Here is a 24,742-nt window from a genome sequence, read left to right on the forward strand (position 1 = left end):
CTGCGTCCAACACATGCATACACTTTGTCTATCATTGTCATAATGTGAATAAAAGGAGACAACCCCTATGTACTACTGCATCGTATGCAAACAACTGCATTCATCCGAGTCGTCCCCGGATCACATGGTATTTACGACCGGCTTCCACTACGTTCACGACACGCTGTACCGGGCAGGTATGTGCGTGAAGGTACCGAAACGTCCGGAGACACCGGCCCCGGTACATGTACTGCAGTCCACTTCCGCTTGATTCTTGATTCTCAGGAAGGGACGCCAGATTCCACCATGACAGCGCTATGTGCCACCGCCGCAACGGCCGCTTACGGTTCCCAGGCCTTCGGCACCGTCTTCGGACGCAGGGACCGCAGCTTCGCCAGCCGCGTCCGCTTCTTCTTCGCCTCAAGCAGGGAACGGATCTCATCCATAAGCAGCCGCAGCCGTTCCCCTTCATCTCTCCCGTTCGTCTTCAGTTCATCGTACAGATTGCTCTTCATCCCGATCCAGCTCCTTACCCTGCATCATGCCTCTATCCCAGGGGAGACCCGCTAGGCGCCCTTCCCCGAGAGCGGCTGGTATGCCAGTATGCCTCCCAGAGCAAAGCTGCGGACCGCCTTGCGCTCCGTACAATAGACCAATACATAGCTTCCGTGCACGGACAAAATCCGGACCACCCGCTTCGTGAAACGCTCGGCACCATCCGAATAGATGAGCTCCACCATGCTTCCTTTGTACTTTCGCATCCAGGCTTCCACAGTCATTCCTCCTCCGAAACACAGAACATCCGTTCCCTTACCTCTTATTATGCCAAACATTCGTTCGCATTTCAAGTGGTGCATTCCTGTCCATTTGGTGTAATATCTTAACAAATCGCCAATGCTAGGGGCAGGAGGATTCGCTCATGAAAATTATGGTCACGGCGGAGGAAGCCGTTGAGAAAGGCGTGTGGCCGCAGGTACAAACCCTGTTCGGAAGGGATGCCGGAGAGGAATTCTGGCCTCGGGAGGAATTCATTCTGACCGAGGAGCAGGCTTTGGAACTGAAGCTGATCTCCAAACCTTGAGCAGCACAGCACAAGGACGCAAAAGGCACCCTCTTGGAAGAAGGTGCCTTTTGCGTCTTGGTGCTGACGTTTCGTATGTAAGTTTACCGTTTCGGCCGTCCGCGGCTGCCCCAATCGATGGAGCTGTCGCGCGGGTCCGTAATGTTGATGTCTTCATTGCGGACCGCCTGGAGCAGATCGGCGATCGTCCGGTCGAGCAGCTCCCCCTTGTGCCGGGAGAACAGGCGCCGCCTCTCTTTCATGAGAATGTCCACAATGAGCTTTTTTTGCTGCTTGCTCAGAAGCATAGCTTTACCGCCTTAACGTGTCGATTGGAAAAACTCGATCCACTCCCCGTCCGGACCATGGAAGAAGAAGTACCTTGAACCGTTCGGCAGCGTGATGATCTCTTCATCGATCCGCTGCACTTCCAGCCTGCCGATCCGCTCGAACTCCTCTTCAATATCATCTACGGTGAAGGCCAGATGATGCACCTTGCCCTCCTGGGGCAGTCCTCCGTTATACCCCTGGATAAGCTCGACTTCCGTCTCGCCCTGATCCCCAAAGCCTAAGAATGCCAGCTTGATGACACCGTTCGTATGAAGCAGGGTGTCCTTGAGCTTCAGTCCCACCACCTCTTCATAGAAGGCTACGGAGGTATCGATATCTTTGACCATAATGCCTACGTGTTCGATTCTGGTACGTGCCACTTTCGCCAGCTCCCCTCTCCTGGTAAACCGCTTGGTTTCACCGTATTATACCATATCCTCCCGCATCACCGCCTCCTACCGAGGCTTCTCTCCCGCCGGCCTTCGGCTGACGCGGCACAGACGGAGCCCCTGGGCACCCTGACGTGGCAGTGGGCATATAGTGGTAGAAACCCTACTCGATTCCCCAGGGAATCGCCCGAAAGGATGCGGCAGTCCATGAACCGTAATGCGATACTTCGAGCTCTCGCTCCCTCAGAGGCCGGACACGGCGTCTCCCCCTCTTCCCCCGCCCCTGGCGGCTTTTCTAACCCCCAAGCTTTCCAGGAGCTTCTCAAGCACGGCATGGACCCCCTCAGCGCCTCACGCATGGTGGAGTCCTGGGAAGCCGGCGAAGTGTTCCCCCCTTACCAGAGCGGATCGGTATTCCATCTCTGGGGGACGTACCTCGTGTAACCCCCATCAGCTGTCGGTATGGGCGCGCTGCAGCTGCCGGATATGCTTCACTCTCGACTCCGCCCGGGCTGAACCGAGAGTTCCCGCCTGGAGCATCGAAGAGGAAGAGACGGCGGTTACCCGGACCCGGTCCACCTGAATCCGGGGACACGACTGTCTTACGGTCATCCGAACGGGCTGATCTGCGGAGGGAAGCGGAATCGGGACGACGAACAAGGGGAAGTTCTCGAACTTCCCCTCATTCCCGTAAAAGCGCGGGATTTCCCGCTGTACGGCCAAGGCCAGCGAAACGGGAGCAAAATCGACCAGATCGCCCACCAGAAGCGTGGAAGCGTAGCCTATGTCAATGACACGGATGCTCCCGACGACGGAGGTCCGGACACCGCGGCTCACTCGGGCTCCTCCGGGGTTAAGGGCTCTATCGGCCCGATAATCAGAGACTCGGGCGGCGTATCGAACACGCTCGAGAGGCGGATGAGATTCGCATCCCCGATCAGGAACAGGGAGGCGCTCGCCACCCCGGTAATTTGAACGCTGCCCACATGCAGCTCCTTATTGTCCACGAACAGATTCATGTGCCGTCTTCTCCCTTCAAATCCGCTTTCTTGTTCACGAAGTACATCTGCATGCCCCTGCGGACATCGTCGATCACCCGATCTTCCACCCACTTCTCCTGCTCCGCCGTCAGTACAGGCTGATCCGGAGCCGCAGCGGACTTCAAGTAATAATCGATCCTCGGCCCCACCTGACTCTGCAGATCACCGATCATGACGTTATGAAAATCAGTTCCGAACTCCACGCCGTACTGGCGCTCCAGCTCGCCGAGCTCCGCAGGACAGCTCTCATTCAGGTAATTGAACACCTTGCTTTGGATGCGTTCAAACGACTCGGATTTCGCCGTATTCGTCCGGATCGGCTCTCCGCCCGCAGAAGCATCTTCAAGCGCCGAAGGACCGAGCCCTTGGGGGGAAAGCCCCACATTCAGCGTCCCTTCGAGCCGGTCCACTTTGAGCTGATCGAAATTATATTCGATTTTTTCAATGGTGATCCCCTTTTGCTTCTTCAGCGCCTCCACTTCCTGTGCCATGGAATCCACCCGCTTCTCCAGCCAGCGGATCCGGTCCGTCTGCCAGGCCAGATATTCGTTAAGCTTGCGGAAGTACGATTCGGGTGTCATAAACTTCATCGGTTATTCCTCCGTTTCACCGGGGTGATGGCAGCGGTACTAAAGGCAGAGGAGACTGTTCTTCCCCGCTTGCCCCCTGTTCAAAGCCAGGTGCGGGACCGGTGAATCCGCCGGTATTGTATAGATTGGAGAGCGACCGGATCGTGCCCGCCGTTCCAATCTGCAGAACGGACGAATTGGACACGGACCCTATCTTCAATTGGTGGATCACGATCTGTTGATGGATCACCAGCTGCACGATTCACCCCACCGCCTTATCCGCCGACGTGATTATGGAATCGGCCAGGTCCGCATCATATGTATTGGTCGAGCTGACCATATTATAAATCCGCAGTCCGTCGCCGGTATTGAATGAGCCTGCTCCGGCAAACGTTTTGGCAACAGAGGACGGGGCGATCTGTATCGAGTCGCCGATATGCACTACGGAGCCTGTACCGACGTTGACAATCTTGATGGCTCCTACTACTGCCGGCATGAGCAACACCCTATCCGTTATTGGATTTGATACAGTATATGATCCTGCGCGTTCAAGTATGTTTTGATGAAGCGGCTGCCGCCGGGCAATCATGCTTTGAGGGGCGGGCTCATATACTGGAAGCAGCGAGGAGTTGATGACATATGGAGGGTCCGAACCCCAATCCGTTCGAGATGAATTGGAAACAGTTCGAGCAGTTCTTTGGGGGCAAAATGCCGTTCGCCGGCCAGGCCGGTGTGCCGGGTGCCGGCGAAGGGATGGCCTGGGTGGAGAATTACGTGAAGGACGTGCTGCGACAGGCCATGCCGGCTGCGGAAGCGCCGTCCATCAAGCATCATTTTCATACCGAAATCTTCGATACCCACAAGAGCGTTATCGTCAAAGTGCATATTCCCGACCGGGCCCAGGCGCGCCGGCTGCGGCTTCTGCTCAGCGTCAGCCAGGTGCGCCTGGAGAACCTGCCGGATGACAATACGCAGACGATCCGCCTCACCTCTCCCATTGTCCCCGGGAGCTGCAAAGCCGTCTACCGCCAGGGCGTACTCCAGCTTCACCTGCGGAAGCAGGCGGCTGATAACCTGTTTCACGAAATCGACATCCGTTTCTCATAGGAGAACTTTCGCCCGAAGCTTACGCGGAGATCAAAAAACGCGCAGCTGTATCCCTTTCTTTGCAGAAGAAGGTCCAGTGCGCGTATTTTGGGCTCTGCCTGCAGGAACCACGCCGTGTTCCAGCAGCGGCTAGTTATTCGCCGTATTGTTCGAATCCGCTATATCGGGATCGAGCGTGTTGGTGAAGCTCACCAGGGTGAAGGTAGCGCTGAAATCTCCGGTATTGCCGCCCCCCGCCCCCGAGGCCGTCTTCGAAGTGCTCTTGGGGGTGATCTGCAGCACGTCGCCGAAGACCAGCTCTCCTTCGTTACCCGTAATCTTGATCGGTGCCAGAATAATGGAAGGCATATGGCTTCCTCCTCTACTTGTAGTGGTAAAGTATATGTGCCGCCCATGAAAAACAACACTGGAATTGCCGGGCACCAATGAAAAAAGGGTCTATCTCCCTCCGCCCGAAGACGAAATGGAGATAAACCCTATGATGTCAAAAGCATCTGCCGAAGACCGGGATCGAACCGGTACGGTGGTCACCCACCGCAGGATTTTAAGTCCTGTGCGTCTGCCAATTCCGCCACTCCGGCATGAGTGGGCCCTGAGGGACTTCATCCCCTGTTATGAGCTGACCGCTCTAACCAACGGATTCAGTCCCAACAGACCAATGAGATTTATTATATCCACGAACCTTAGAAAAATCAACATTTTCTTTTTCATGATTTCACTCTGTTATGGAAAGTTCATGTTTAGGGAACTTCGCAACCAAATGAACAGCAATAATAATACGTTTGTTAATCCACGCTCTCATGTCATTACTGCTGTATCGCTCAAAAATTCTGTCTCTGTTCACATCATTCGTAGCGTATTGAGGAGGTAAACTATTCAGCGAGTAAGCTATGGTGTCGTTTCTACATTTTTTGCACTTACAAAACGTTTGATATTCCGGTCCGGTTAACAAAACATCGACAAAGGTTTCAACGATTTCTTCCATGATGTTTTTGTAGCCATTCAGCATGTGGGAACCACCGATCTATAGAGAGTAAAAGTGAAGTGAATAGGGATAACATCCGTCAATTTATGCGGGACGATACGAAATCCGTGATGACCAATGGGATAAAATCAAGGACCTGCTGCCAGCCGAAAGAAAACCACCAGGAGGGAGACCCCCGAACAACCATCGCCAGATGCTGAACGCTAACCATGATGATGATAAAGGCTCCTGCGCTTGGTCAGTATATCCTTCCAGTGCCCCCTTTCTAAATATGCAATATGTACATAGGAAGAAGGAAAGATGAACAGTCCGGAGTAAAAAGCCGGCCAATAGCTAAGCAGCAGGATCTTCCAGGAAGACCAATGTTCGAAGCGCTTGGAATAAACTTCAACCCATCGTAACAACTTGTATATATGTCGTTGGAATAAGATTGGCCAATAAAGAGGATGCAAACAGGAGCATGGCAGAATAAAATAAACCGGCAGACAGCCTGCTCAGTATCGTGTGATTGCGCCAACATATCTCTACCGCTATATAAAAAAGAAACCAATCGGAATCAAAAAACTAAGGAGCGATAGAAAATAGATCCAGCCGGCCATGGTTGACTTCACCTCGTAGTTCATTGCCAGAGATCGGGATAGGAGTACCTCATGAAGGTATCTCTACATTTGTGATGGCAAATGGTTTTACTGTTTAACTAAATTATCGGTCAAGATACTCATTCCCATAAGGTTAGCCCATTGTAAATTTTTAGAGCTGCGCCCTACCGCTGTGGAGCTGCAGGACCGCCATGCTTCTTTAGTGAATGTCTTGTTTCTTGAAGCTTCCGCCCTTTACTTCGGCAACATCGTACACCATAACAAAGGCACTCGAGTCAATCTCATAAATGATTTCTTTCATTTTGCTTTCTTCCAGCCGGTTAATGACGCAGGTAATTTCTTTGAACTGCTCGTTGGAGTATCCGCCTTGCACGAGATTATATGTAGCACCGCGCCCTAAGCGGTCCCGAATGGTCTCAACCATGACTTCAGGATGTTTGGTGATAATCTTAAACGTTTTGGCGCCGCTTAATCCTTCTTCAACGATATGAATCACTTTAGAAGCTATGTAATACGCAATAGCCGACATCAGAGCCCCTTGAAGACCGAATACAGTCGAGACGACGATGAACACAAACATATTGAGGAATAGGATGAGATCACTTGTACCGAAAGGCAATTTTCGAGAAAGCAGTACGGCTAACATATCGATCCCATCCAATGCGCCGCCATTCCGTAATGCCAAACCCATGCCAAAACCGATAATAATCCCTCCGACAACGGTTACCAGAAGTGTATCTCCTTCAATTATAGGCGAGATATGATGCAGAACAACCGTGCCGACGGCCAGAGAAGCAATACCGATCACAGAATAAAATGCAAAGCTTTTTCCGATTTGCTTGTATCCTAGAAATATAAACGGAATATTAAGAACCGCGATTAACAGTCCTAGCGGCAATCCGGTAAGCTCGAATCCAACGATGCTTAAACCTGTAACACCGCCGTCGGATACGTTGTTTGGAATCAAGACGGCCTCAAGTCCGTAGGCAGTGATGAATCCACCGAGGATTACCGCTAGTCCCCGCAAAACCTTTACTACTAAAGCAGCTCGTTTGTGTTCTGTCTTCATCCTTTGACCTCATTTCGTTTTCAATAGACCCGCATTCTTTATCATCGTTCAGCGAACCCTCGGTTAATTTTACCTGATATCTATACAAATATCACATTCCATTGCTTAATCGATTGAACCGTTCTGCCTCTGCAGACTGTTGTTCGTATTCGTTAAGATTGAAAAAGTCCATTTCGACCGTCCTTGTACTCCTATCTATTCAATTTGCAAACCGAATGCATACCTTATTGTAACCATTAGCCGTATCCAGCTTGTGAGTTGAAATGGGTAGGGGGGGAACTCATGTCCCATATCGAGAAAGTAATAAGCATCATAAAACAAAAGCATCCGCATCTTATTGAAAATAAACCCTTCGACCTGAATACTACCGGTTCAGCAAATGATGTCATGATCATCGACAAGGATGGACCCGATCCAAGGGTCTTTCGCTTCCCCAAAGAAGGACATAAGGATGCTCATCATCACATACTGCTTGAACAGCTCATCATGCCTCGATTAATAAATTGGGTCCCTCATATTCCTCAGTATGACATCATTGAAAATGACCCTATCCCTTATGTAAGTTACCCTATGATAGTGGGAGATCAACTCAAGCCCCCTCTCTCCACTCAAGTACCTGAAGATAAACTATCCAGTATCTCTAAACATGTGGCTACCGTACTGTATGGAATTCATTTATTTCCTGGCAGCGCCTACTTTCCAATCGAACTATCAAAATCGGAATATTTTAAATTTCATTGGAAACAGCATTACAAAACAATAATCAAATACGTATGTCCCTATTTAGAACATAGACAAAATCAATGGATTGCTTGGCTTTATGAAAGCTTTCTCAATGATGACCGGAATTTTCAGTTCCAGCCCTGTTTTATCAATGGTGACATGAAAAAGGATCATATTATTATTGATCCAAAATCTTATCAATTTAAAGGTATCATCGATTTGGGTTTAAAATTTGGAGACCCTGCTATGGACTTTGGATATATCAGGCTGGGAGAATCATTTATGTATCAGCTGCTGCAGCATTATAAAGGGGATGTAAACGGGACATTCGTTCAAAGAGCCCGTTTTTACCAATTTACAGTACCTTTAACAGGGCTGCTGATAGGTTTTACTCAGAAAGATCAAACATACATCCAGATCAGTCTGAACCAACTAAACCATTCCATACAGGAAAGCCAATTTTAAACAGGGCTTTCTTGTTGGCTTCTTAGAGACGGACCCATCGCCATGGGCCGTCTTCTTTTTTTATTTCCGAACAAACGAAAAGGGCCGTCTGTAAGATGGTTCTTCGAAGAGAACTTCTTCCAGAATGACTGACTTCAACTTTCGCATGTTTCTGCCGATATACTTAGCTGGATAGACCTAATAAAATAAAAAGGTGGCATCATGATGAAACTGCTAAAGAACCTTAACATTTTTAAAAAACTCATGATTATCTTAACCGTAAGCGTGATTGCTCTTGGATATGTAGGATACTTGGGATTAGCGAATATTACTAAGATGGCCGAGAATTCCGAGATTATGTATCAGCAGAACCTGCTGCCGCTCAATACGGTTATGCAGATCCGGGTCAACGCGCGGGCAAGCGACGCCTATACGCTTGAGCTGATGACCACTACGGATCCTGCCCGGAATCAGGAATTGATTGAGGAGATCACATCCGCCTGGGACGAGATTGACGGAATGATTCAACAGTTGGAGTCGACGAATTTACGTGAAGAGCAAAGGACCCTCATTGCCGAATATAAAAAGCATGCCCAAGCATTGACGGAGAGCAGAAATCGAGTCATTGCTTTGGCCGATCAGAACAAGAATGCGGAAGCCTACGCCATTTACGCAGAATCGGTCGAAGCCAATCGCAAACTTGTGAATGATACGTTAAAGCAGCTGCAGAAGATGAAAATTGAAGACGCCGGTGGAATCAATACAGCCAACCAAGAAAGCAAAGGACGCACGCAGAGCCAAGTCTTTTATACTGGCATCGCAGCCATCCTTATTCTAGTCATCCTGAGCTTCGTGATTACGCGTATGATTGTCAAACCAGTAAGAGAGGTGAAGGCCCTCTTAACCGAAGCGGAAAACGGTGACTTTACGGTAAAAGGCAGCTACCGTTCCAAAGATGAGATCGGTGAGCTTACTACTTCCTTCAACAATATGACGGCTAAGCTGCAATCGATCTTTGGTACGGTTCAATCCTCATCCCACATTGTAGCCTCCACGTCCGAGGAACTGAGCGCCAGCGCCGAGCAGAACAGCCAGGCGTCCGAGCACATCGCGACAACGATTCAAGAGCTCGCTGCCGGAACCGAGCTGCAGGTGGAAAAAGTCGAGGACAGTTCTTCAGCCATCACGGATATGACCGGTTACACGCAGACCATCACGGATAATACGGAGAAAATGAAGCACGACGTCCTGCACGCGTCCCAGATGTCATCCGAAGGCAACCAAGCCATTTTGGAAGTGACGACTCAGATGAATTCAATCTACGCCAATGTAAACAGCCTGTTCGACGCCGTAAAATCGCTCAATGAGCGTTCCAACGAAATCGAGCAAATTACGAATGTGATCTCCGGCATATCAGCCCAGACGAATCTGCTCGCTCTCAATGCTGCGATTGAAGCAGCACGGGCCGGCGAACATGGCAAAGGCTTTGCTGTTGTTGCGGGAGAAGTAAGGAAGCTTGCGGAGCAATCTAATCAATCGACTGAACAAATTTCCCGTCTGATTCAGCTGATTCAGCAGGATACAGGGCTTACGCTGCAGACGATGGAGAAGGCCTCGCAAGAAGTGAATGCCGGTCTGAACGTCGTGAATCATGCAGGCAGCTCGTTCCAAAAGATTGACCAAGCCGTCAGCGGTGTCGTTACACAGATCGAAGGCATTTCTGAAGCGCTGAAAAAATTGGCCGGCGGCGCCACTAACGTAAATACATCTATCGATGATGTTCGGGGTGTTGCCCATAAGTCGGCTTCCATAACGCAGAACATCTCGGCGGCAACTGAAGAGCAACTCGCTTCGATGCAGGAAATCTCTTCGTCCGCACAGGCACTTGCCGGCTTAGCCGATGATCTACAAAAAATCGTGAGCCAGTTTAAGATTTAACTCTTCAAACAACTGGAGCAAAGCGATCACGCGGTTCAAGGGAACCGGCTGGTTCAAATGGCAATCAGACCGAAAAGCTCAAGCGCAGGCTTGGGCTTTTTGTGTTGAACTGAGGCGAAGAGGGCCCTGGTACGATCAAGATACGTTAACGCACAAAAAGCGCCCCACCATTTTCGGTCAGGGCGCTTTCATATCATTTCTCAGCGTTATGCCGCCTTCTTACATTCGGTAGCAAAAACAACAAGGCCATAAAAGAGAAAAAACCCTTATACATTAAGGGTTTCGCGCCTATGGGCCCTGAGGGACTCGAACCCCCGACCAATCGGTTATGAGCCGACCGCTCTAACCAACTGAGCTAAGGGCCCACAAAATGGAGGCAGGAAGTTTGGTTGCGGGGGCAGGATTTGAACCTGCGGCCTTCGGGTTATGAGCCCGACGAGCTACCGGGCTGCTCCACCCCGCGCCAGTAAAAATATCCATTGCTTTATGGCGACAGGATTAACTATACACCATGCCAAACTCCTGAGTCAAGTATAAATTTATACCGTATACCGGACGCCAAACCGCCCTTTGCGTGAACGGAATACCTGAACCTCGCTCGGGCATTCATACCCGTAGATCCACCAGTCCTCTTCCATCCGTTTGGCCAGACAGCCGGCCTGAAACTTGCTGTCATATAATTTCACCCAATAGATCCAGTTCATTGATTCACACTCCGCTTGCCAGCCGTTGATGAATTCCTGCTCTTAGCATAACCAAAAAGAAGCTTCCTTATTTGGGAGAGAAGCTTCTTCGTATGGTGTAATGTAGAAGTATGATGATACGATGATTCCAGTGTACCTTTCACCGTCAGCTTGCGTTCTCCTCCGGCCCCGCAATGTAGGCCACTACGCCTTCCTTCTCTGCGAGATCCCTCTGGTGATGCGCAATACGGGAGGAAGCGGAGGATGCGATGGCCGCGACGAGGTCGTCGAGGAAGGTATGAATCTGCTTGCCGTTCTTGGTATCGAGCCGCTTGATGATGCCGATCTTATGCTTGTCAAGGTGGCCGAAGGTGGTGACGGCTATGCTGCCATAGCCGAATACCGATCCGAGCGCCAGCGTTTCGTCACACCCGAACAGGCCTTCATCCGATTCGATAATCGACTGGATTGGCTCCGTCAGCAGCCCTTTCTCGGCTAGGACGTCCAGTTCGATCCCGACCAGTATGGCATGCTGGAGCTCACGCTTCTTCAGCACCGCGTGCACGGATTCCACGCACTCCTCCAATGTCAGGCTGGGCTGGTAAGGCAGCTGCATTTCCCGAACGATCTCAGCTATGTCTTCTATGGTGACTCCGCGCTCTTCCAGCTTCTGATAGACGGCGGTTTTAACTTCGATGCTGTGAACCTGACGTTTCATGGAGATCGCCCCTTATACCGGAATGCGTTCATTATAACATACGATGATAACGCTTGCATTAGGCTCGTGCAGGGAAACGGGACATCTTTTTCCACGGAAGGTTTTTCCCTTGGAATGGCTGCCCAGCAGGCGTTATAATAAATAAAAGGAGGGAATCCCATGTTCTATGGTATCGCCGTATTTCCGTCTCAAGAGATTGCCGAGGTCGCGGCTCCGCTGCGCAAACGATATGATCCCCGTGATTTTCTGATCCGTCCGCATCTCACGGTGTACGAAAAACAGGAGTGGACGCACGAACAGCTGAATGATGCGGTAGCGGTTCTCCATTCCATCGCCGGTGCTTGGCAGCCGTTCCAGCTCCACTTCAACCGGTTCTCCAGCTTCTATCCGGCCAGCAATGTAATCTATATGGCCCTCTCCGACCCCGAGCCGCTGCGCCGGCTCCACGAGGCGATCTCCCAAGGTCTGCCGCGGCCCGTACCGGAGAAGCCTTACCTGTATACGCCCCATCTTACGGTTGCCCAGGAGCTTGGCGACGATGAGCTCCACGATGTCCTATCGAGCCTGAAGAATAGGACACTCGACCTCCAGTGCACGATTGACCGGTTTGCCCTGCTGCGCCAGGAGCAGAACGGCGTGTGGAAGACGGTCAGCGAGTTTGTGCTCTCATAAGATAATAGTATTCCTTGGAATCCGCCCTGGAAGGGGCGGATTTTTGTGTGCTGATCATCATGCAACCCTAATTCCGGATGATTCTCAGCCTCCCGATTTGGCAAGCCCCCGAACTCCCGGTCTATGCTGACATGAACCGACCAAAAAGCCGGTCCCTTTGGACCGGCTCTGCTGGAATGATGAATCTATAAGTACTTAGTTTACTGCTATGAATTATTGCTTTTGAACACCTACAAGACGCTTCGCCACGCCGCCGTTTTCGGTCGTGAAGGTTTCGTACACTTTGACGATAAGTGGGAAAACTCCCTGCGGGCTTACGCCGCTGAAAGTAAATTTATTCTCTCCTGGAAGCAGACGACCTTCCCCGACGAACGGTTTGGTAGCCGATCCGATGAAGTTGCCAAGGGCGTCATAAAGCTCGAACATCAAGCCTGTGGAGCTTGCATCAAGCTGCACGAGATCCTGACGCTTCAGTTCCAAGTTCGGCTTGGCACTGTAAACATATCCCTCGGCACTGAAGGTGTGAGACAGATTCAGTGACTTGAATTTAATTTCAAAAGGATATGCCACTATCGTCTGGTTGATATCACCCGACGGTTGAAGCGGAAGTTTATAAGCCGCAATGGTCGTTTTGTAAGGCGCCGCCAGCTTCATATCCTGTACCTTCACGCCCAGCCCCGTACCCGGCTCGGACAGCGGTACGGCATAAGAATAACTAACCGTAATCGCCGACTTCGGAAGAATTTGGGCTGTAGAAATCTTCTGTCTCGCCCCGCTGTACTCGTATCCGTCACTGCTGACAAGATCGGCCTGGAAAGCAGGCACCGCCACCGGCTTATCGCTCTTGTTGTACACCTTGAACTTCGCGGTTACGGTCTTCGCGCCTTCTTCCGTGTTCTCGAACATATCGAACTGGGCCACCGACACATCCAGCTCCGCCGGGATCAGCTCGCTGCGCTTGTCAAACTGCATGACGTCGCCGATATTGTACGGCACAAATTTCGTATCCGTCGGCCCGGCCGGCAGCAGAATGTTCAGCCGGCCCACATAGTAGCCGCTGCGGGCCGTGTTCACAGCAGCTGCTGTCCCCGCACTTGCAGCACTTGCAGCACCGGCATCCACGCCGGAGGCCGCCGCATCGGTGCCGCTCGCACCGGCATCCGTACCGGCGGACGAGCCTGCCGAGGCCGCCGCAGCCGTCGAAGCCGAGGCGTCAGAGGCCGCTGCCGCTCCGCCGAACTGCTCCTGCGTCAGCACGTTCAGCGAAGTAAGCACCGTATCCTGATCCGTTGGGATGGCGAAATGGATGTACTTCTCTTCCTTCGGCTGCAGGGACAAGGTTCCCTGCTCCACACGGGAGCCGGAGAACACCTTCTCTTCATTCCTGCCGTCAATGACGAACGCCGGCATCTCTTCCTTCTTCGCCGTTGGATTGTAAGCGAGCAGCTGCACGACGAAGACCGTGCCGTTCTGCGTCGATTCCTTCTTGATATTCACCGGCGTGTACTGGATCGGAGAAGTCAGCGAAGGGATGACGAACGTGTCGGACCATTTCTTCACGGCCTTCGGGTCGGTGATAAGCGATTCGCTCCCCTGCCATACAGTGCCGGTAATCGGGGCGGCCACGATGACGGTTTCCTTCTTCGGATAGACGTAGACGTCCACGTCCGTCCAGTTGACTTCGGTCAGCGTGATCTCATCCGTGCGGTCCACTACGGAGATGTAGCCGACCTCGGTGGTCGCTTTCGGCTGAATCGACTTGGGGCTTCCGGCGCTCGGCTGCAGCGTGTATACCGTGCCTTCGCTGGATTTGACGCGGAGCTCATAATCCGGTACCCGTGTTACGCCGCTGCCGTTATTCTTGAGCCGTACGACGACGCCAAGCCGGGTCCCTTCCTCTACCTTCTCGTTCAAGACGGCCTTGACTTCAAAATCAAGCAGGTCCGTCAGCTTATAGCTCACGACGGCCGGCACGACCGATTCGGCAGCGGGCGCTTCGGCGGCTAGCGCGGCATAGCTGGGATTGATGAGAGATGCGGAGAGTATAACGGATGCTACGGTTATTTTCAGTTTGCGGTTCACTTGGTTCTCCTCCTGTCGGATCCTTTGTGGATTGCTCGGCCCGTTTACTTCGCCAGCTGAACTTTCTCTTTGTCCTTCAGCTGGTTCTGGCCGGAGATGATCAGCTGCTCCCCTTCTTTGACGCCGGAGATGACCTCCTGAATCGTCTCATTCAGCCGGCCGAGCTGCACCTTGCGCTTCTCCGCCTGGTCCCCTGCGAGGACGAATACGAAGGTGTCGCCGCCTTCGCGAACGACGCTCAGGGTAGGAACGGCAACGACCATCTGCTCGTTCTCCCCGGTGAGCTGAATCTGCGCTTTCATGCCCGGCTTCAGCTTGCGGTCGGCGTTCGGCACTTCCAGCTCCAGGGAATAGGCCTTCGTATCGCCGCTCATCACGTCCGCCAGGTAGCTCACTTTGGCTGCGGTTTTGTCCACAACACCCGGGATATAGAAGATGAGCTCGCTCTTGCCGCGGACCAGGTTGGCCGCATCCTCCGCCAGCTCCGCCTTGATCTTGATCGGATCGAGCTGCTGGATCTTCGCCGCGCTGAAGCCGGCGCTGAGCGTCATGCCCTCTTGGATCGGAAGGTCGGTCAGCACGCCGCTGACGGCCGCCTTCACTTCCATGTTGCCGAGGGTCCGGTCCGCTTCGCGAAGCGTCACGTTGGCCGTCTGGATCCCCTGCTCCAGCTCGATGAAGTTGTTCGTGCTGTCGAGGGTCTGAAGCTTGCTGCGGTTGGCCTCCAGATCCAGCTTTTGGCTGCTCAGCTGCGTTTCGGCCTGCTCCAGCTGGATCTTGGTCACGAGCCCGAGATCGTAGTCATTGCGCATTTTATTGTAATTTTTCTCGGCATCCTTGATGGCCTGCTCCAGCTTGGTAATCCCGTTCTGCAGCTCTTTACGGCTATCCGAGAGCGTTGCCTTCGCCTTCGCGATCTGCTCCTGCGAGCTGTTCAGCGAGATCTGCGCCTTCTCTTTCTGGATCAGGACATCGGTCGGATCCATCCGGAAGATGACCTCTCCCTTCTCGACCATGTCGCCGCGCTTCTTCATGATGGCCTGCACGTCCCCGCCCGACTTCGTGAGGACATCGAGCTGAATGGAGGAAGCGACGTCTGCCACCTGCTCAAGCGGGTCCCCAATCTTCTGCTTTTCGACCGGAGCCACCTTGACCGTCTTGATCTGCGCCTCGGCATTCGCCGCAGCCGGAGCCGCCTCCGGTTTGGCTGCCGAGCAGCTGGCCAGAAGTGCTGCGGACAAGACCGCGGCCCCCAGCACTTTCACGGCAGGTTTCATCGATTTGGACTTTCTCTTCATCCGATTCATCGCCAAACTCTCCTTTTTCCCTTGAGCTTATCTATGATATGACCCGGTATCTTCATTCGTGGGATCAGTGGGGCGTCACAGGAGACGGGGGCACAGCCTCGGCCGGCTTCCTGCGGAACAACCGTGCCATCCGCCGCTTGAAGTTCTCGATCATCTCGTATACGATCGGCACCACAAGGAGCGTCAGCAGGGTCGAGGTCGTGAGACCGCCGATAACCACCACGGCAAGCCCCTTGGAGATGAGCGTGCCCTCCGACAGCCCCAGGGCCAGCGGCATCAAGGCGATGATCGTCGCTCCGGCCGTCATGATGATCGGACGCAGCCGTGTCAGCCCCGCCTCGATCAGCGCATCCCGGACACTATAGCCCGCTTCGCGCAGCTGCTGCACCCGGTCGACCAGCACGATGGCGTTCGTGACCACGACACCGATCAGCATCAGGAATCCGATCAGGGAAGTGATATTGATGGATTCGCCGGTCACCAGCAGGCCCAGAAGTCCGCCAATCGCTGCAAGCGGAAGCGAGAACAGGATGGCGAACGGCGCACTGCCGTTGCCGAAAGCAAGCACCATGACCAGATACACGATGAAGACGGAAGCCCCCATGGCCACGAACATCTGCTGGAAGCTTTCCTGGATGTCGTCGGTGACGCCTTTCACCTCGGCCCGTACGCCATCCGGCAGCTCAACGCTCTTCAGCGCTTCAGACACCTTGGCGCTCACCCCGCCTTTATCCGCCGAATCGATCTTCGCCGTTACACGCACAAATACATCCTGCATCTCACGGGCAATGGAAGCCGGCGCCTCGATTTGCCGGATTTTGGCCAGATCGCTGAGCTTCAACACCGCACCGGAAGGCGTGGTGATCAGGAAGCTGCCGATCTTCTCCACGGAGTTCTTATCGTTGTTATCGAGCATGATCTTCGTCTCGAAGGTCGTATTATCGAACTTGAGATCCCCGATTTTCTCTTCGGCGATCCAGGAACGCACGTTTTCGATCAGCTGGGCGGAAGAGAGGTTATACAATCTCGCCTTGTTCTGGTCGACGTTAATCTCGATTTCATTCTTCGATTCGCTGAGGCTGTCTTCGATATCGATCAGTTCAGGGAATTCCTTCATTTTCTCCTTGACCGCAAGGGCACCCTTGATCAGGGACTCGGTTTCCTCCCCTTTCAATTGATAAGAGAAATCCTCGCCCGACGATGGAGGGCCCCCGGCCGACAGCAGAATGGTGTCCACCTCGGAGCCTTTGGGCAGCAAATACAGAATCTGCTCCTTGAGGTCCTGCGTCACGTCCTTCGCATTGACTCCCTCGTTGGTGGCGGCGAAGAACTGCGAACGGTAAGCGATCCGCTCATCATCGTCGTTATACCCGATGAGGGATTCCACATAGTCATAGATCGGCTCACCGGATGCGGTTTTGGCTTCGCGCATCATCGCTTCGATCTCCTGCACCTTCAGGTCCATCGTCTCGAAGGAAGTTTCGCGCGGCATCTTCAGCTGAATCTGCATCAGGCGGTCCGAATCGCTGCTCGGCATGAATTCCGTAGGAAGGAACGGCACGGTGCCGACCACGGAAACCACGAATGCGATCACCGCCAGCAGCATCGTCTTCTTCCGGTTATTGAGGGACCATCTCAGAACCGAGAGGTACCCGCCCGAGAACTTGCCTACCTGCGTTTCGTCGTGATGCTTGATGTTCTTGGATTTCAGGACCATGAGCTTGGCGAGCATCGGAATAACGGTCACCGCCACGATCAGGGAAGACAGCAGCGCCACGGACAGCGTAATGGCGAACGGGCGAAAAATCTCCCCGAGCACCCCGCTGACGAAGGCAATCGGTGCGAATACGCCGACGGTGGTAATCGTAGATGAAGTAATGGCTGATGCCACCTGGGCCGTAGCGAGCTTGATGACGGATTCGCCGCGCTCCTGCGCCTTCACGAGCTGGCTGTAAATATTCTCGATAACGACGATACTGTCGTCGACGACCCGCCCGATCGCAATGGCGATGCCGCCGAGGGTCATGATGTTCAGGGAGATGTCGAGCGGAGCCATGATGAGCAGCGTCACCATGATCGATAACGGAATGGAGACCAAAACAATCAAGGTCATCCGAACATTTCTAAGAAAGATCAGAATCATGACCGAAGCGAGCAGCGCCCCGAGCGCTCCTTCTTTGACCATGCCGTTCACCGACTTCTGGATATCTACCGCCGAGTTGTAGATCGTCTTGAACGTGATGTTCGGATACTGCTGTTTCCATTGGGCCATGAGTGCATCCGCTTCGGCAGCAAACTCGATCGCATTCGCGTTCTTCGTCTTGAACAAGTTGACGCCGATCGCAGGCTTGCCGTTCAGCCGGGCGTTGAACGTGGATTCCGTAATCGCTTCTACCTTGGCGATATCCTTGAGCAGAAGCGTAGTTCCGCTCTGGGTCGTCAGCTTCATGTTCTCGAGGCTGTAGATCGTGTTCAGGTCGCTCTTCACCCGGACCATCTGCGAGTTGCCGTTAAAATCGACGGTGCCTGCCGGGCTTGTCATGATGGCGGACTTGATGCTCTGCGATACGCTGGCCGGCGTCAGGCCGTAGCTGTTGATCGCGTTCGCATTCATCTTCAGGGTGAGCACCGCCTCCTGGTTTCCGATCGAATCCACGTGGTCAATCCCTTTGATGGTGTTGAAGCCGGGAAGGATGACGTCCTTATAGATCTTGTCGAGCTCCTGCTGGTTCATGTTGTTCTCGCCGTATACGGCCAGATAGTAGACCGGCTGGGAGGCAAAGCCGAAGGTGGTGACTGTCGGCTTCTCGGAGGTCTGCGGCAGGTCGACGTTCGCGATGAGGCTCTCGACATCCCGCTTCGCTTCCTCCGGGTCTTCGTCCTGCTCGAGCTCGATCACCACGGTGGAGAAGTTGTCACTCGACGTGGAAGTCAGGTTTTTCAACCCGTCCAGCCCAGCTACGGCCTTCTCAAGAGGCTTCGTCACGTCTTCCATGACATCTTTAGGCGGAGCCACATAGGTTGTGTTAATGAGAACTACCGGAAAGGAGATATCCGGCAGACTCTCCACCTTCAGCGTAGTCGTCGCATAAGCACCGCCCCCGAACAGCAGCAGCACAATGATGATGACAGCCGTGATGTTCTTCATTGAAAAGTTAGTTAATGAATTCATCTTTCTATTCCTCCATTACAATGGCTGACTACCTTTTAGACGGAGCCCGTTCCGGCACCCCTTCAAAACTCGGAAAAATTTTCCTCACGCTGGCCGCTGCTGTCTTCAGCCGATCCCCTCCACTCCTTCCTCCTCTCTAAACAGCCGCTCCCTCAGCTCCATCCATTCTTCCTCGATGCCTTCCATCCGGGCCAAAAAAAGCTGGTACATCGCCGACATCTCGAGAAACCTGCGTTTGGACTCTTCGAACGCAGGGCGCTCCTCCTGCCCGATCGTGCTGAGCGACTCAAGGGAAGCAAGGATCGAGTCGCACTGCTCCTTGACCGAATGAATCTTCTGCTTATTGGTTCTCATGGCTGTCAAACTGAAATCCTGCGCTATGTAATAATAATCCCGGCGGTCACTGCCGGTCGGCACCTTCTGGCACATGCAGTGTTTCTCCAAGGCTCTGACCTGCACACTGACGGCCGCTTTCGTAACACCAAGATGCTGGGACAAATCCTGAAGACTCATCGGTTCCTTCGAGAAGAGAAGCAGGGCAAAAATCCTTCCTACCAGAGGAGAAAAGCCTTCACTCTCAAAAGCCAGGGACATGTGGTTGCTGAATGATCGGCGTACCTCGGCAAAGGTCTTCTCATGGGGCGGTCTGTTCATTCCATTCTCCTCGGATTGCGATGTTATGATCGTTAAGAAAGTTGTTAACGTTAATAACATAATTCATGGGCAGTTTGACTGTCAATATATTCCTTACCAACTTAACCCAATCTTGACTATTGCCTTCCCCATGCCTCCGCTTCCACGCCTCCCGCTCTGCGGCCCTTCCAGGCCGGGCTAAGCTTACCTTATTCCCTGTGAACCACCGCCCCTCCATCGGACGCTCCTACGGCTCCATCTCGGCCGGCTGCCCGTCGCGCCCCCCTAAGTCACACGATCCAATCCCACCAGATCAACGGCTTCGCCGTCCTTTAAGGACAATGCGCGTTTATACGATATAAAAGATGACAGGATCGAGCTCTTGCGAGAAATAAATTCTTATATACCAAAAAATACCGCTGCTTCGTGTTTACGCAGCAGCGGTCCGATAAGTTTCTCAAGGGAACATTAAGTTTCTGTTAACCGTTTTATTCCATGGTTGTAAACCATTGAATCCGCTTGGAGGCAATCAGCTTTTTCTGTCCTTGGAACGAATCGTAGACATTCAGCTTGTAGTGCTTGATGAATGAGATGGCATAGATGGCATCCGGATCGTTCACCTTGATCTCCTGATTCTTGTGCGAACCGACCGTCAGCCGGCCTTCCTCGCTCTGCACCCCGGAGTCTCCTTCTTTGGCGGCCGTGCCCTCGAAGTCTTTTCCATCATATTCACGGGAGAACTTGAACTTGCCTGCTTCATCCTCCACTTCGAGGATGATTTTGCGGCCTTCCATATTGACGACGGCCGGCTCCTTCTTGACCAGGTCATAATCGAACTTGAGCTGGATGCCGGTCTGGTCCATCGTGGTACGGACGTTGCCAAACGTCAGCTCATAAGGAGCCAGCGCAATGTTCTTGACGTTGTCCTGTACGGTGAAGTTCTCGGCAGGCAGCCAGAAAGCCGACGCATTCACATACGCTTCCGGCTTGCTCTCCTCGCCCTCCGCGAGCTTCTCGCCTGTAACGGCATCTCCGATGATGACATGCATGCCGACCGAAGGAGAGCCCTTCGGAATCGTGGCGGACAGCGTAAGCAGCGCCGGGTTGCCGGGTCCGACCTTCGTCTTCACCTCGGACACGGATGCCGGGAAGACCGTTCCGTCCGACGTTTTGAACTGGGCCACGAGCTTCGCGAGATCCGTGAACCGCTTCTCGGTGTTCGTCACTTCGAGCTGGGCCGTAAGGAGATCGGACGTCTCCCCGGGGTAGGTGGTGATGGAGCGGATCTTGTAGTTCACGCTCCGTCCGACGGCCGCCGATTTGAACGTATCGCCGATGTTCGTATAAGGAATATTCATGAGTTCGGAGCGGTGCGTGAATTCCAGCAGATCGCTCGTCTCTCCGGAGGAGTCCGAGCTGCTGCCGGAGTCCTTGCCGGAGGAGCCTGTCCCGGTGTCCGCCCCTTTCTTCTCCTGAAGCACCAGCTTCACCGTGCCGAATTCGTACGTGTAAGGGATCTTCCCGACGAACTGGAAGGAGGCCGACGCATTCGGCGCAAGTCCGATCACGTTGTCCGTCTGTACCAGCTTAACGTCCACCTTCACTTTATCCTCAAGCATGAAGTAGCCTGACAGATTCGGAATCGGCAGCGATTCGGGACCTTTGTTCGTCAGCGTAATGCCCGCGGTGAGCAGATCCTCGTCCTCCCAAGGGAGGCGCTGCACCGTCTTCAGCTGGGCGGTATACGTGCCCTCTTCATTCGTAAAGCTGTACTCCTTGCCCGTATCCGCCCCCTCCGCCTTCGTGACGGCCGGCAGGGCATAGAAGGCTATCGGCAGGTTCAGCTTGAGGTCGGCGGCGTTCTGGACGATAACAAGCTGCCAGCCCTCGGTAGACACCGAGTTCGGAACCGAGCCGGTCAATTCGATATCCTTGGTGACCTTGGGATTGATGACCAGGTCCTTGATCCCCTTGGCATCCAGCGGATACATATACCCTTCCGAGGTTCTCAGAAGGTATTGATAGGCGGGAAGCGCCCTGCTCTGGGTTCCCGTATTCTCCAGCGTGAGCACCACGGTGGGCGTATAGTTTTTCTCGTTCTTGCTCAGCAGCACCTTCTTGATCGAAGACTTGACCGGATTGCCGGCCAGATCGATCGTATGGGAACCATCCGCCGGCGTCACGAGGTTGTAGGTCTCCGGTACGGCCACCTCGCCCAGCTTGCTCTCGAAGTTCGGCTGCGAGAAGTCCCACCGGATGACATCGAAGATGAGATCGGTCAAAGCCGTCTTCTCATTGACCGTGGCATAGAAGGAGATGTCCTCGCTTGACTTGGCGGCAATCCGGTTCTTCTCCTTGTCCTGCGGAAGGAGGCGGACGGAGATCTGCTGCCCGCTCTTGGTCCGCATGCGCACCCAGTAATCGATGAAGAGCAGCTCGCTGTCCCCGTCGTTATGTACGGTCACCGTGAAGGTGACGGTGCGGTTGCCCGGCTCCGGCAGCATCGTCAGGTTCTTGAGCTCGAACGAGGCGCTCTCGCTGATCTTCACCTGCCCGATCGCTGGAGCGCTGCCGAGCGACAGAACGGCGGCCGAGCCGGTGGAGGCGGTACTGCTGCCGCTCTCTGCCGCGAAGCCCGGCAGGGCTGACCCGAGGGCCAGCGCTGCCGTAAGCAGCATGACCCCCGTACGATACGATTTGGATTTACGTTTCATCTGGCTGTACCTCCCTGTGCGGTTCAAACAAAATCAAACAAAATATCCGTAACTAGCAGCCTTTCGTTACTTGCCCATGCCCATATCGATCTGGGCATTCGGATTCTCCTTCAGCTTTTGCAGCATCGCATCCCCTTCGGTCTGCCACTGCTTGAGCGCTTCGCGCACCTGCAGCTTGCCGCTGACCACCTCCTGGAACTTCATCTGGCCGAGCTGCGCCACCTGTCCGATATACGGCTTCTCTGTATAGAGCTTGGAATTGTCCGGATTCGACACCGGGAGCAGCGTCGTGAACGCCTTGATGTTGAACTCCGCCCCATCCTTCTGCTTAATGTACTTCTGACGGGCAACCAGCGAGTTCTGGCCGCCGGATTTCAGACGCGCCCAGTCTTCCCCGTTCACGAACTTAACGAAATCCCAGGCATCATCCGGATTCTGTGCGTTGCTGTTGACAGCCATCAGGCCTTCCATATAGATGCTGCCGCCGACATTCGGCTCTTCCGGATGAACAGGAAGGGTGACGACATCCCAGTCGAACGGTGTGAAGTTCTTCATATTCTGGGAATGCTTCATAGCATTGGCAATCTGGTCAATCTGATGGTAGTTTATCACCGCCATCGCCACTTTACTAGAGAGGAAATCATCACCTTGATAGGGCATATACTCCTCCGGATTGCCCGCCATCATCGCCTGACGCATTTTTTCTTGGTCCACCGGTTCAGGTGTAAGCTTCTCGGTCTGCAGTCCCTGAATCGTCTTCCAGACCTTCTCCCACTGATCCGAATCCACCGTCATCTTCTCCCCGGCGTCGTCGAACATCTTGAGCTGCAGCGGAGCCGAATAGATTTGGGAAGCATAGTAGTTATTATCGCCGCTGTTGTACGTAGAGAACGAGAAGCCGTACTTGCGGTCTTTGCCTTCGCCCTTCGCCACCCGGCGCGCCAGGTCGAAGACCTGATCCCAGGTCATCTTGTCCGTGGGGTACGTAACTCCGGCTTCATCGAACAACTTCTTGTTATAGACGAGGGCCGAGGAGCTGAAGAGCGGCGCCAGCGCAAAAATCTTGCCGTCCCCCGCCTTCTTGATGCCTTCAATAACCGCCGGCACATAATCGCTCGTATCGAACTTGTCCTTGGTGATCATCGGGTCGAGCTGCTTCAGCAGGTTGTTCTCGATAAGCTCGGGCATCTGCTCGAAATTGACCATGACCACGTCCGGCGGATTCGGGCCGGTCATCTTCTCCTTCATCATCTCCATCGGGCTCTTCTGCTTCTCGCCTTCCTTCGGCGGCCCGTACATCACGCTCTCGTCCATCAGCGGAACCATCTCGATCGTGATGTTCTTGTTCGCAAACTCGTACAGCTCGGTGAACCGCTGACGGAACCACTCGTCATCCGGGGTGTAATTCATCGTGCCTATGCGCAGGGTGCGCGGGGTATCCTTGTCTTTGCCGCCCTGATCCATACAAGCCGCCAGGGGCATCGTCATTAACACACTGAGGGACAGCAGGGCGCCCCGTTTGATCATGGAATTCATCGGTACAGCTCCTTTATAGGAATGGGTATAGGATAGAATGGCAGGGTCCGTAATAAAAACGCAGAAAATCTGATAGGCGGAACTTAAACTTGGCTGAGCAAAGGCTCGGGAGATGGCCTTCACCCGAGCTCCTTCGGCGTCCGGATGATGATTTTCTCGCCGTCGAACTCCATGGACGCCTTCCCTTCTATGCCGAGAGCGGTCAGATAGGCCCGCGGGATCTGCAGCCGGCCCGCGCGGTCCAGGACCACGTATTCCTCGTGTACGCCGAATGCCGCGGCGGCTTCCTGCTCCGCTTCATCCAGGTTCGGATTGCGCTTGATGAACTCCGTGCTCGTCATGCCGTCACGGATCGCAACGACCCGGTCCACCTTGCCGGCCAGAGCCATATCGTGGGTGACGATCACGACCGTTACGCCAAGCTCGGTGTTCAGCCGGCGGAAGATATCCATGATGAGATCGGACGTTCGGGTATCGACCGAGCCGGTCGGCTCGTCGGCGAGCAGCATCGACGGCCGGTTGGCCAGCGCAATGGCGATCGCCACCCGCTGCTGCTCCCCGCCCGAGAGCTGCTGGAGCTTATTGTTCATCCGCTCTTTGAGCCCCACCCACTCCAGCAGCTGCCTGGCATAGGCCCGGTCGTAAGCGCCGCTGAGCATCATCGGCATCTCCACATTCTCCAGCGCCGTCAGATACGGCACCAGGTTGCGCGCGTTGTTCTGCCAGATGAACCCTACGGTCTTGCGTTTGTACTGCACGAGCTCCTCATCCGAGATCTTGAGCAGGTTCCACTCGCCGACCTGCACCTGGCCTGCAGACGGCCGGTCCAGGCCGCCCAGAATATTGAGGAGCGTGGACTTGCCGCTGCCGCTGTTGCCGATAATGGCCATCAGCTCGCCCTGCGCGACGGAGATGTTGAGCCCCTGCAGTGCGACGACCTCGATGTCGTCGGTTTTGTAGATTTTGACCAACCCTTCGCAGTGAATCATGAAT

The 24,742-nt window shown here is 53.7% G+C and carries 29 protein-coding genes and 3 tRNA genes; 8 read left to right on the forward strand and 24 right to left on the reverse strand.

Features of this window, described 5'->3' with window-relative positions:
- Positions 1 to 67: 67 nt before the first annotated feature.
- Positions 68 to 250: a DUF3973 domain-containing protein gene (locus ACP26L_RS25180; protein ID WP_426447427.1), complete on the forward strand. Its 183-nt coding sequence runs from the start codon at positions 68 to 70 to the stop codon at positions 248 to 250.
- Between the two features lie 70 nt (positions 251 to 320).
- Here the strand turns inward: ACP26L_RS25180 and ACP26L_RS25185 are convergent, their stop codons facing one another.
- Positions 321 to 494 carry a hypothetical protein gene (locus ACP26L_RS25185; RefSeq protein WP_426447428.1) on the reverse strand — a complete coding sequence of 58 codons (174 nt, stop codon included), beginning with the start codon at positions 492 to 494 and terminating at the stop codon, positions 321 to 323.
- 51 nt (positions 495 to 545) lie between these two features.
- Positions 546 to 752, reverse strand: a complete 207-nt coding sequence (locus tag ACP26L_RS25190) for a hypothetical protein (RefSeq protein ID WP_426447430.1) — start codon at positions 750 to 752, stop codon at positions 546 to 548.
- A gap of 146 nt (positions 753 to 898) precedes the next feature.
- Between ACP26L_RS25190 and ACP26L_RS25195 the strand changes: the two genes are divergently transcribed.
- On the forward strand, positions 899 to 1,060 hold the full coding sequence (locus tag ACP26L_RS25195) for a hypothetical protein (protein ID WP_426447432.1): 162 nt from the start codon (positions 899 to 901) through the stop codon (positions 1,058 to 1,060).
- Positions 1,061 to 1,143: 83 nt separating this feature from the next.
- Here ACP26L_RS25195 and ACP26L_RS25200 read toward each other — a convergent pair whose 3' ends face one another.
- Together ACP26L_RS25200 and ACP26L_RS25205 are read right to left on the reverse strand one after the other, a co-directional pair.
- A complete protein-coding gene (locus tag ACP26L_RS25200) occupies positions 1,144 to 1,347 on the reverse strand; it encodes a hypothetical protein (RefSeq protein ID WP_426447434.1) in 204 nt (67 codons plus the stop codon).
- A 12-nt stretch (positions 1,348 to 1,359) separates the two neighbouring features.
- Positions 1,360 to 1,749 (reverse strand): VOC family protein, encoded by a 390-nt coding sequence (locus ACP26L_RS25205; protein ID WP_426447436.1) that lies wholly within the window; start codon positions 1,747 to 1,749, stop codon positions 1,360 to 1,362.
- 216 nt (positions 1,750 to 1,965) lie between these two features.
- On the opposite strand from ACP26L_RS25205, the gene ACP26L_RS25210 reads away from it, so the two are divergent.
- Positions 1,966 to 2,202 carry a hypothetical protein gene (locus ACP26L_RS25210; protein WP_426447438.1) on the forward strand — a complete coding sequence of 79 codons (237 nt, stop codon included), beginning with the start codon at positions 1,966 to 1,968 and terminating at the stop codon, positions 2,200 to 2,202.
- A 6-nt stretch (positions 2,203 to 2,208) separates the two neighbouring features.
- On the opposite strand, the gene ACP26L_RS25215 is transcribed toward ACP26L_RS25210, so the two are convergent.
- Genes ACP26L_RS25215 through ACP26L_RS25235 form a run of 5 tightly spaced genes read right to left on the reverse strand, consistent with a single transcriptional unit; the run spans position 2,209 to position 3,863 of the window.
- Positions 2,209 to 2,595, reverse strand: a complete 387-nt coding sequence (locus ACP26L_RS25215) for a spore germination protein GerPE (RefSeq protein WP_426447439.1) — start codon at positions 2,593 to 2,595, stop codon at positions 2,209 to 2,211.
- Complete coding sequence (locus tag ACP26L_RS25220; RefSeq protein ID WP_426447441.1) at positions 2,592 to 2,777, reverse strand: spore gernimation protein GerPD; 186 nt, start codon at positions 2,775 to 2,777, stop codon at positions 2,592 to 2,594. The genes ACP26L_RS25215 and ACP26L_RS25220 overlap by 4 nt, the downstream gene beginning before the upstream one ends.
- Positions 2,774 to 3,388 (reverse strand): spore germination protein GerPC, encoded by a 615-nt coding sequence (gene gerPC, locus ACP26L_RS25225; RefSeq protein WP_426447443.1) that lies wholly within the window; start codon positions 3,386 to 3,388, stop codon positions 2,774 to 2,776. The genes ACP26L_RS25220 and gerPC overlap by 4 nt, the downstream gene beginning before the upstream one ends.
- A gap of 16 nt (positions 3,389 to 3,404) precedes the next feature.
- Entirely contained in the window at positions 3,405 to 3,626 is a 222-nt protein-coding gene (locus ACP26L_RS25230) for a spore germination protein GerPB (RefSeq protein WP_426447444.1), read from the reverse strand.
- Positions 3,627 to 3,629: 3 nt separating this feature from the next.
- Positions 3,630 to 3,863 carry a spore germination protein gene (locus tag ACP26L_RS25235; protein ID WP_426447446.1) on the reverse strand — a complete coding sequence of 78 codons (234 nt, stop codon included), beginning with the start codon at positions 3,861 to 3,863 and terminating at the stop codon, positions 3,630 to 3,632.
- Between the two features lie 143 nt (positions 3,864 to 4,006).
- Here ACP26L_RS25235 and ACP26L_RS25240 point away from each other — a divergent pair, with 143 nt between their 5' ends.
- Entirely contained in the window at positions 4,007 to 4,474 is a 468-nt protein-coding gene (locus tag ACP26L_RS25240) for a hypothetical protein (protein ID WP_426447448.1), read from the forward strand.
- A gap of 129 nt (positions 4,475 to 4,603) precedes the next feature.
- Here ACP26L_RS25240 and ACP26L_RS25245 read toward each other — a convergent pair whose 3' ends face one another.
- The 3 genes from ACP26L_RS25245 to ACP26L_RS25255 form a co-directional block, all read right to left on the reverse strand.
- Positions 4,604 to 4,822, reverse strand: a complete 219-nt coding sequence (locus tag ACP26L_RS25245) for a spore germination protein (protein ID WP_426447449.1) — start codon at positions 4,820 to 4,822, stop codon at positions 4,604 to 4,606.
- 147 nt (positions 4,823 to 4,969) lie between these two features.
- A tRNA-Leu gene (locus tag ACP26L_RS25250) sits at positions 4,970 to 5,055 on the reverse strand.
- A gap of 134 nt (positions 5,056 to 5,189) precedes the next feature.
- Positions 5,190 to 5,459, reverse strand: a complete 270-nt coding sequence (locus ACP26L_RS25255) for a late competence development ComFB family protein (protein WP_426447451.1) — start codon at positions 5,457 to 5,459, stop codon at positions 5,190 to 5,192.
- A gap of 103 nt (positions 5,460 to 5,562) precedes the next feature.
- Between ACP26L_RS25255 and ACP26L_RS25260 the strand changes: the two genes are divergently transcribed.
- A complete protein-coding gene (locus tag ACP26L_RS25260; RefSeq protein WP_426455081.1) occupies positions 5,563 to 5,763 on the forward strand; it encodes a transposase in 201 nt (66 codons plus the stop codon).
- Between the two features lie 494 nt (positions 5,764 to 6,257).
- Here the strand turns inward: ACP26L_RS25260 and ACP26L_RS25265 are convergent, their stop codons facing one another.
- Complete coding sequence (locus tag ACP26L_RS25265; RefSeq protein ID WP_426447453.1) at positions 6,258 to 7,127, reverse strand: YitT family protein; 870 nt, start codon at positions 7,125 to 7,127, stop codon at positions 6,258 to 6,260.
- A gap of 282 nt (positions 7,128 to 7,409) precedes the next feature.
- Here ACP26L_RS25265 and ACP26L_RS25270 point away from each other — a divergent pair, with 282 nt between their 5' ends.
- Positions 7,410 to 8,315: a phosphotransferase family protein gene (locus tag ACP26L_RS25270; RefSeq protein ID WP_426447455.1), complete on the forward strand. Its 906-nt coding sequence runs from the start codon at positions 7,410 to 7,412 to the stop codon at positions 8,313 to 8,315.
- Positions 8,316 to 8,519: 204 nt separating this feature from the next.
- Complete coding sequence (locus ACP26L_RS25275; RefSeq protein WP_426447456.1) at positions 8,520 to 10,232, forward strand: methyl-accepting chemotaxis protein; 1,713 nt, start codon at positions 8,520 to 8,522, stop codon at positions 10,230 to 10,232.
- A 291-nt stretch (positions 10,233 to 10,523) separates the two neighbouring features.
- Here ACP26L_RS25275 and ACP26L_RS25280 read toward each other — a convergent pair.
- The 4 genes from ACP26L_RS25280 to ACP26L_RS25295 form a co-directional block, all read right to left on the reverse strand.
- Positions 10,524 to 10,597: transfer RNA gene (locus tag ACP26L_RS25280), tRNA-Ile, on the reverse strand.
- A gap of 21 nt (positions 10,598 to 10,618) precedes the next feature.
- Positions 10,619 to 10,695: transfer RNA gene (locus ACP26L_RS25285), tRNA-Met, on the reverse strand.
- A gap of 76 nt (positions 10,696 to 10,771) precedes the next feature.
- On the reverse strand, positions 10,772 to 10,936 hold the full coding sequence (locus ACP26L_RS25290; protein ID WP_426447458.1) for a hypothetical protein: 165 nt from the start codon (positions 10,934 to 10,936) through the stop codon (positions 10,772 to 10,774).
- 145 nt (positions 10,937 to 11,081) lie between these two features.
- Complete coding sequence (locus tag ACP26L_RS25295; RefSeq protein WP_426447459.1) at positions 11,082 to 11,633, reverse strand: phosphatidylglycerophosphatase A family protein; 552 nt, start codon at positions 11,631 to 11,633, stop codon at positions 11,082 to 11,084.
- Between the two features lie 159 nt (positions 11,634 to 11,792).
- Here ACP26L_RS25295 and ACP26L_RS25300 point away from each other — a divergent pair, with 159 nt between their 5' ends.
- Positions 11,793 to 12,305 (forward strand): 2'-5' RNA ligase family protein, encoded by a 513-nt coding sequence (locus tag ACP26L_RS25300; protein ID WP_426447461.1) that lies wholly within the window; start codon positions 11,793 to 11,795, stop codon positions 12,303 to 12,305.
- A 213-nt stretch (positions 12,306 to 12,518) separates the two neighbouring features.
- Here ACP26L_RS25300 and ACP26L_RS25305 read toward each other — a convergent pair whose 3' ends face one another.
- From ACP26L_RS25305 to ACP26L_RS25335, 7 genes are all read right to left on the reverse strand, one after another.
- Positions 12,519 to 14,387 (reverse strand): hypothetical protein, encoded by a 1,869-nt coding sequence (locus tag ACP26L_RS25305; protein ID WP_426447463.1) that lies wholly within the window; start codon positions 14,385 to 14,387, stop codon positions 12,519 to 12,521.
- A 44-nt stretch (positions 14,388 to 14,431) separates the two neighbouring features.
- A complete protein-coding gene (locus ACP26L_RS25310) occupies positions 14,432 to 15,694 on the reverse strand; it encodes an efflux RND transporter periplasmic adaptor subunit (protein ID WP_426447464.1) in 1,263 nt (420 codons plus the stop codon).
- A gap of 64 nt (positions 15,695 to 15,758) precedes the next feature.
- Positions 15,759 to 18,866, reverse strand: coding sequence for an efflux RND transporter permease subunit (locus ACP26L_RS25315; protein ID WP_426447466.1), 3,108 nt, complete (start codon positions 18,864 to 18,866; stop codon positions 15,759 to 15,761).
- 105 nt (positions 18,867 to 18,971) lie between these two features.
- On the reverse strand, positions 18,972 to 19,520 hold the full coding sequence (locus ACP26L_RS25320; protein WP_426447468.1) for a GbsR/MarR family transcriptional regulator: 549 nt from the start codon (positions 19,518 to 19,520) through the stop codon (positions 18,972 to 18,974).
- A 467-nt stretch (positions 19,521 to 19,987) separates the two neighbouring features.
- Positions 19,988 to 22,213 carry a hypothetical protein gene (locus ACP26L_RS25325; protein ID WP_426447470.1) on the reverse strand — a complete coding sequence of 742 codons (2,226 nt, stop codon included), beginning with the start codon at positions 22,211 to 22,213 and terminating at the stop codon, positions 19,988 to 19,990.
- A gap of 66 nt (positions 22,214 to 22,279) precedes the next feature.
- Positions 22,280 to 23,749 carry an extracellular solute-binding protein gene (locus ACP26L_RS25330; protein ID WP_426447472.1) on the reverse strand — a complete coding sequence of 490 codons (1,470 nt, stop codon included), beginning with the start codon at positions 23,747 to 23,749 and terminating at the stop codon, positions 22,280 to 22,282.
- A 119-nt stretch (positions 23,750 to 23,868) separates the two neighbouring features.
- Positions 23,869 to 24,738, reverse strand: a complete 870-nt coding sequence (locus tag ACP26L_RS25335; protein ID WP_426447474.1) for an ABC transporter ATP-binding protein — start codon at positions 24,736 to 24,738, stop codon at positions 23,869 to 23,871.
- Positions 24,739 to 24,742: the final 4 nt, after the last annotated feature.

It is taken from the genome of Paenibacillus sp. S-38 (genome assembly GCF_049942825.1).
Lineage (GTDB): Bacteria > Bacillota > Bacilli > Paenibacillales > NBRC-103111 > Paenibacillus_G.

What these genes read in the sequence shown, in the direction of transcription:
- ACP26L_RS25200 (WP_426447434.1), bottom strand. Translation starts at nt 1,347, where the DNA reads ATGCTTCTGAGCAAGCAGCAAAAAAAGCTCATTGTGGACATTCTCATG.
- ACP26L_RS25335 (WP_426447474.1), bottom strand. Translation starts at nt 24,738, where the DNA reads ATGATTCACTGCGAAGGGTTGGTCAAAATCTACAAAACCGACGACATC.
- ACP26L_RS25310 (WP_426447464.1), bottom strand. Translation starts at nt 15,694, where the DNA reads ATGAATCGGATGAAGAGAAAGTCCAAATCGATGAAACCTGCCGTGAAA.
- ACP26L_RS25195 (WP_426447432.1), top strand. Translation starts at nt 899, where the DNA reads ATGAAAATTATGGTCACGGCGGAGGAAGCCGTTGAGAAAGGCGTGTGG.
- ACP26L_RS25235 (WP_426447446.1), bottom strand. Translation starts at nt 3,863, where the DNA reads ATGCCGGCAGTAGTAGGAGCCATCAAGATTGTCAACGTCGGTACAGGC.
- ACP26L_RS25245 (WP_426447449.1), bottom strand. Translation starts at nt 4,822, where the DNA reads ATGCCTTCCATTATTCTGGCACCGATCAAGATTACGGGTAACGAAGGA.
- ACP26L_RS25325 (WP_426447470.1), bottom strand. Translation starts at nt 22,213, where the DNA reads ATGAAACGTAAATCCAAATCGTATCGTACGGGGGTCATGCTGCTTACG.
- ACP26L_RS25290 (WP_426447458.1), bottom strand. Translation starts at nt 10,936, where the DNA reads ATGAACTGGATCTATTGGGTGAAATTATATGACAGCAAGTTTCAGGCC.
- ACP26L_RS25295 (WP_426447459.1), bottom strand. Translation starts at nt 11,633, where the DNA reads ATGAAACGTCAGGTTCACAGCATCGAAGTTAAAACCGCCGTCTATCAG.
- ACP26L_RS25265 (WP_426447453.1), bottom strand. Translation starts at nt 7,127, where the DNA reads ATGAAGACAGAACACAAACGAGCTGCTTTAGTAGTAAAGGTTTTGCGG.
- ACP26L_RS25210 (WP_426447438.1), top strand. Translation starts at nt 1,966, where the DNA reads ATGAACCGTAATGCGATACTTCGAGCTCTCGCTCCCTCAGAGGCCGGA.
- ACP26L_RS25180 (WP_426447427.1), top strand. Translation starts at nt 68, where the DNA reads ATGTACTACTGCATCGTATGCAAACAACTGCATTCATCCGAGTCGTCC.
- ACP26L_RS25270 (WP_426447455.1), top strand. Translation starts at nt 7,410, where the DNA reads ATGTCCCATATCGAGAAAGTAATAAGCATCATAAAACAAAAGCATCCG.
- ACP26L_RS25220 (WP_426447441.1), bottom strand. Translation starts at nt 2,777, where the DNA reads ATGAATCTGTTCGTGGACAATAAGGAGCTGCATGTGGGCAGCGTTCAA.
- ACP26L_RS25255 (WP_426447451.1), bottom strand. Translation starts at nt 5,459, where the DNA reads ATGGAAGAAATCGTTGAAACCTTTGTCGATGTTTTGTTAACCGGACCG.
- gerPC (WP_426447443.1), bottom strand. Translation starts at nt 3,388, where the DNA reads ATGAAGTTTATGACACCCGAATCGTACTTCCGCAAGCTTAACGAATAT.
- ACP26L_RS25330 (WP_426447472.1), bottom strand. Translation starts at nt 23,749, where the DNA reads ATGAATTCCATGATCAAACGGGGCGCCCTGCTGTCCCTCAGTGTGTTA.
- ACP26L_RS25300 (WP_426447461.1), top strand. Translation starts at nt 11,793, where the DNA reads ATGTTCTATGGTATCGCCGTATTTCCGTCTCAAGAGATTGCCGAGGTC.
- ACP26L_RS25275 (WP_426447456.1), top strand. Translation starts at nt 8,520, where the DNA reads ATGAAACTGCTAAAGAACCTTAACATTTTTAAAAAACTCATGATTATC.
- ACP26L_RS25240 (WP_426447448.1), top strand. Translation starts at nt 4,007, where the DNA reads ATGGAGGGTCCGAACCCCAATCCGTTCGAGATGAATTGGAAACAGTTC.
- ACP26L_RS25185 (WP_426447428.1), bottom strand. Translation starts at nt 494, where the DNA reads ATGAAGAGCAATCTGTACGATGAACTGAAGACGAACGGGAGAGATGAA.
- ACP26L_RS25320 (WP_426447468.1), bottom strand. Translation starts at nt 19,520, where the DNA reads ATGAACAGACCGCCCCATGAGAAGACCTTTGCCGAGGTACGCCGATCA.
- ACP26L_RS25315 (WP_426447466.1), bottom strand. Translation starts at nt 18,866, where the DNA reads ATGAATTCATTAACTAACTTTTCAATGAAGAACATCACGGCTGTCATC.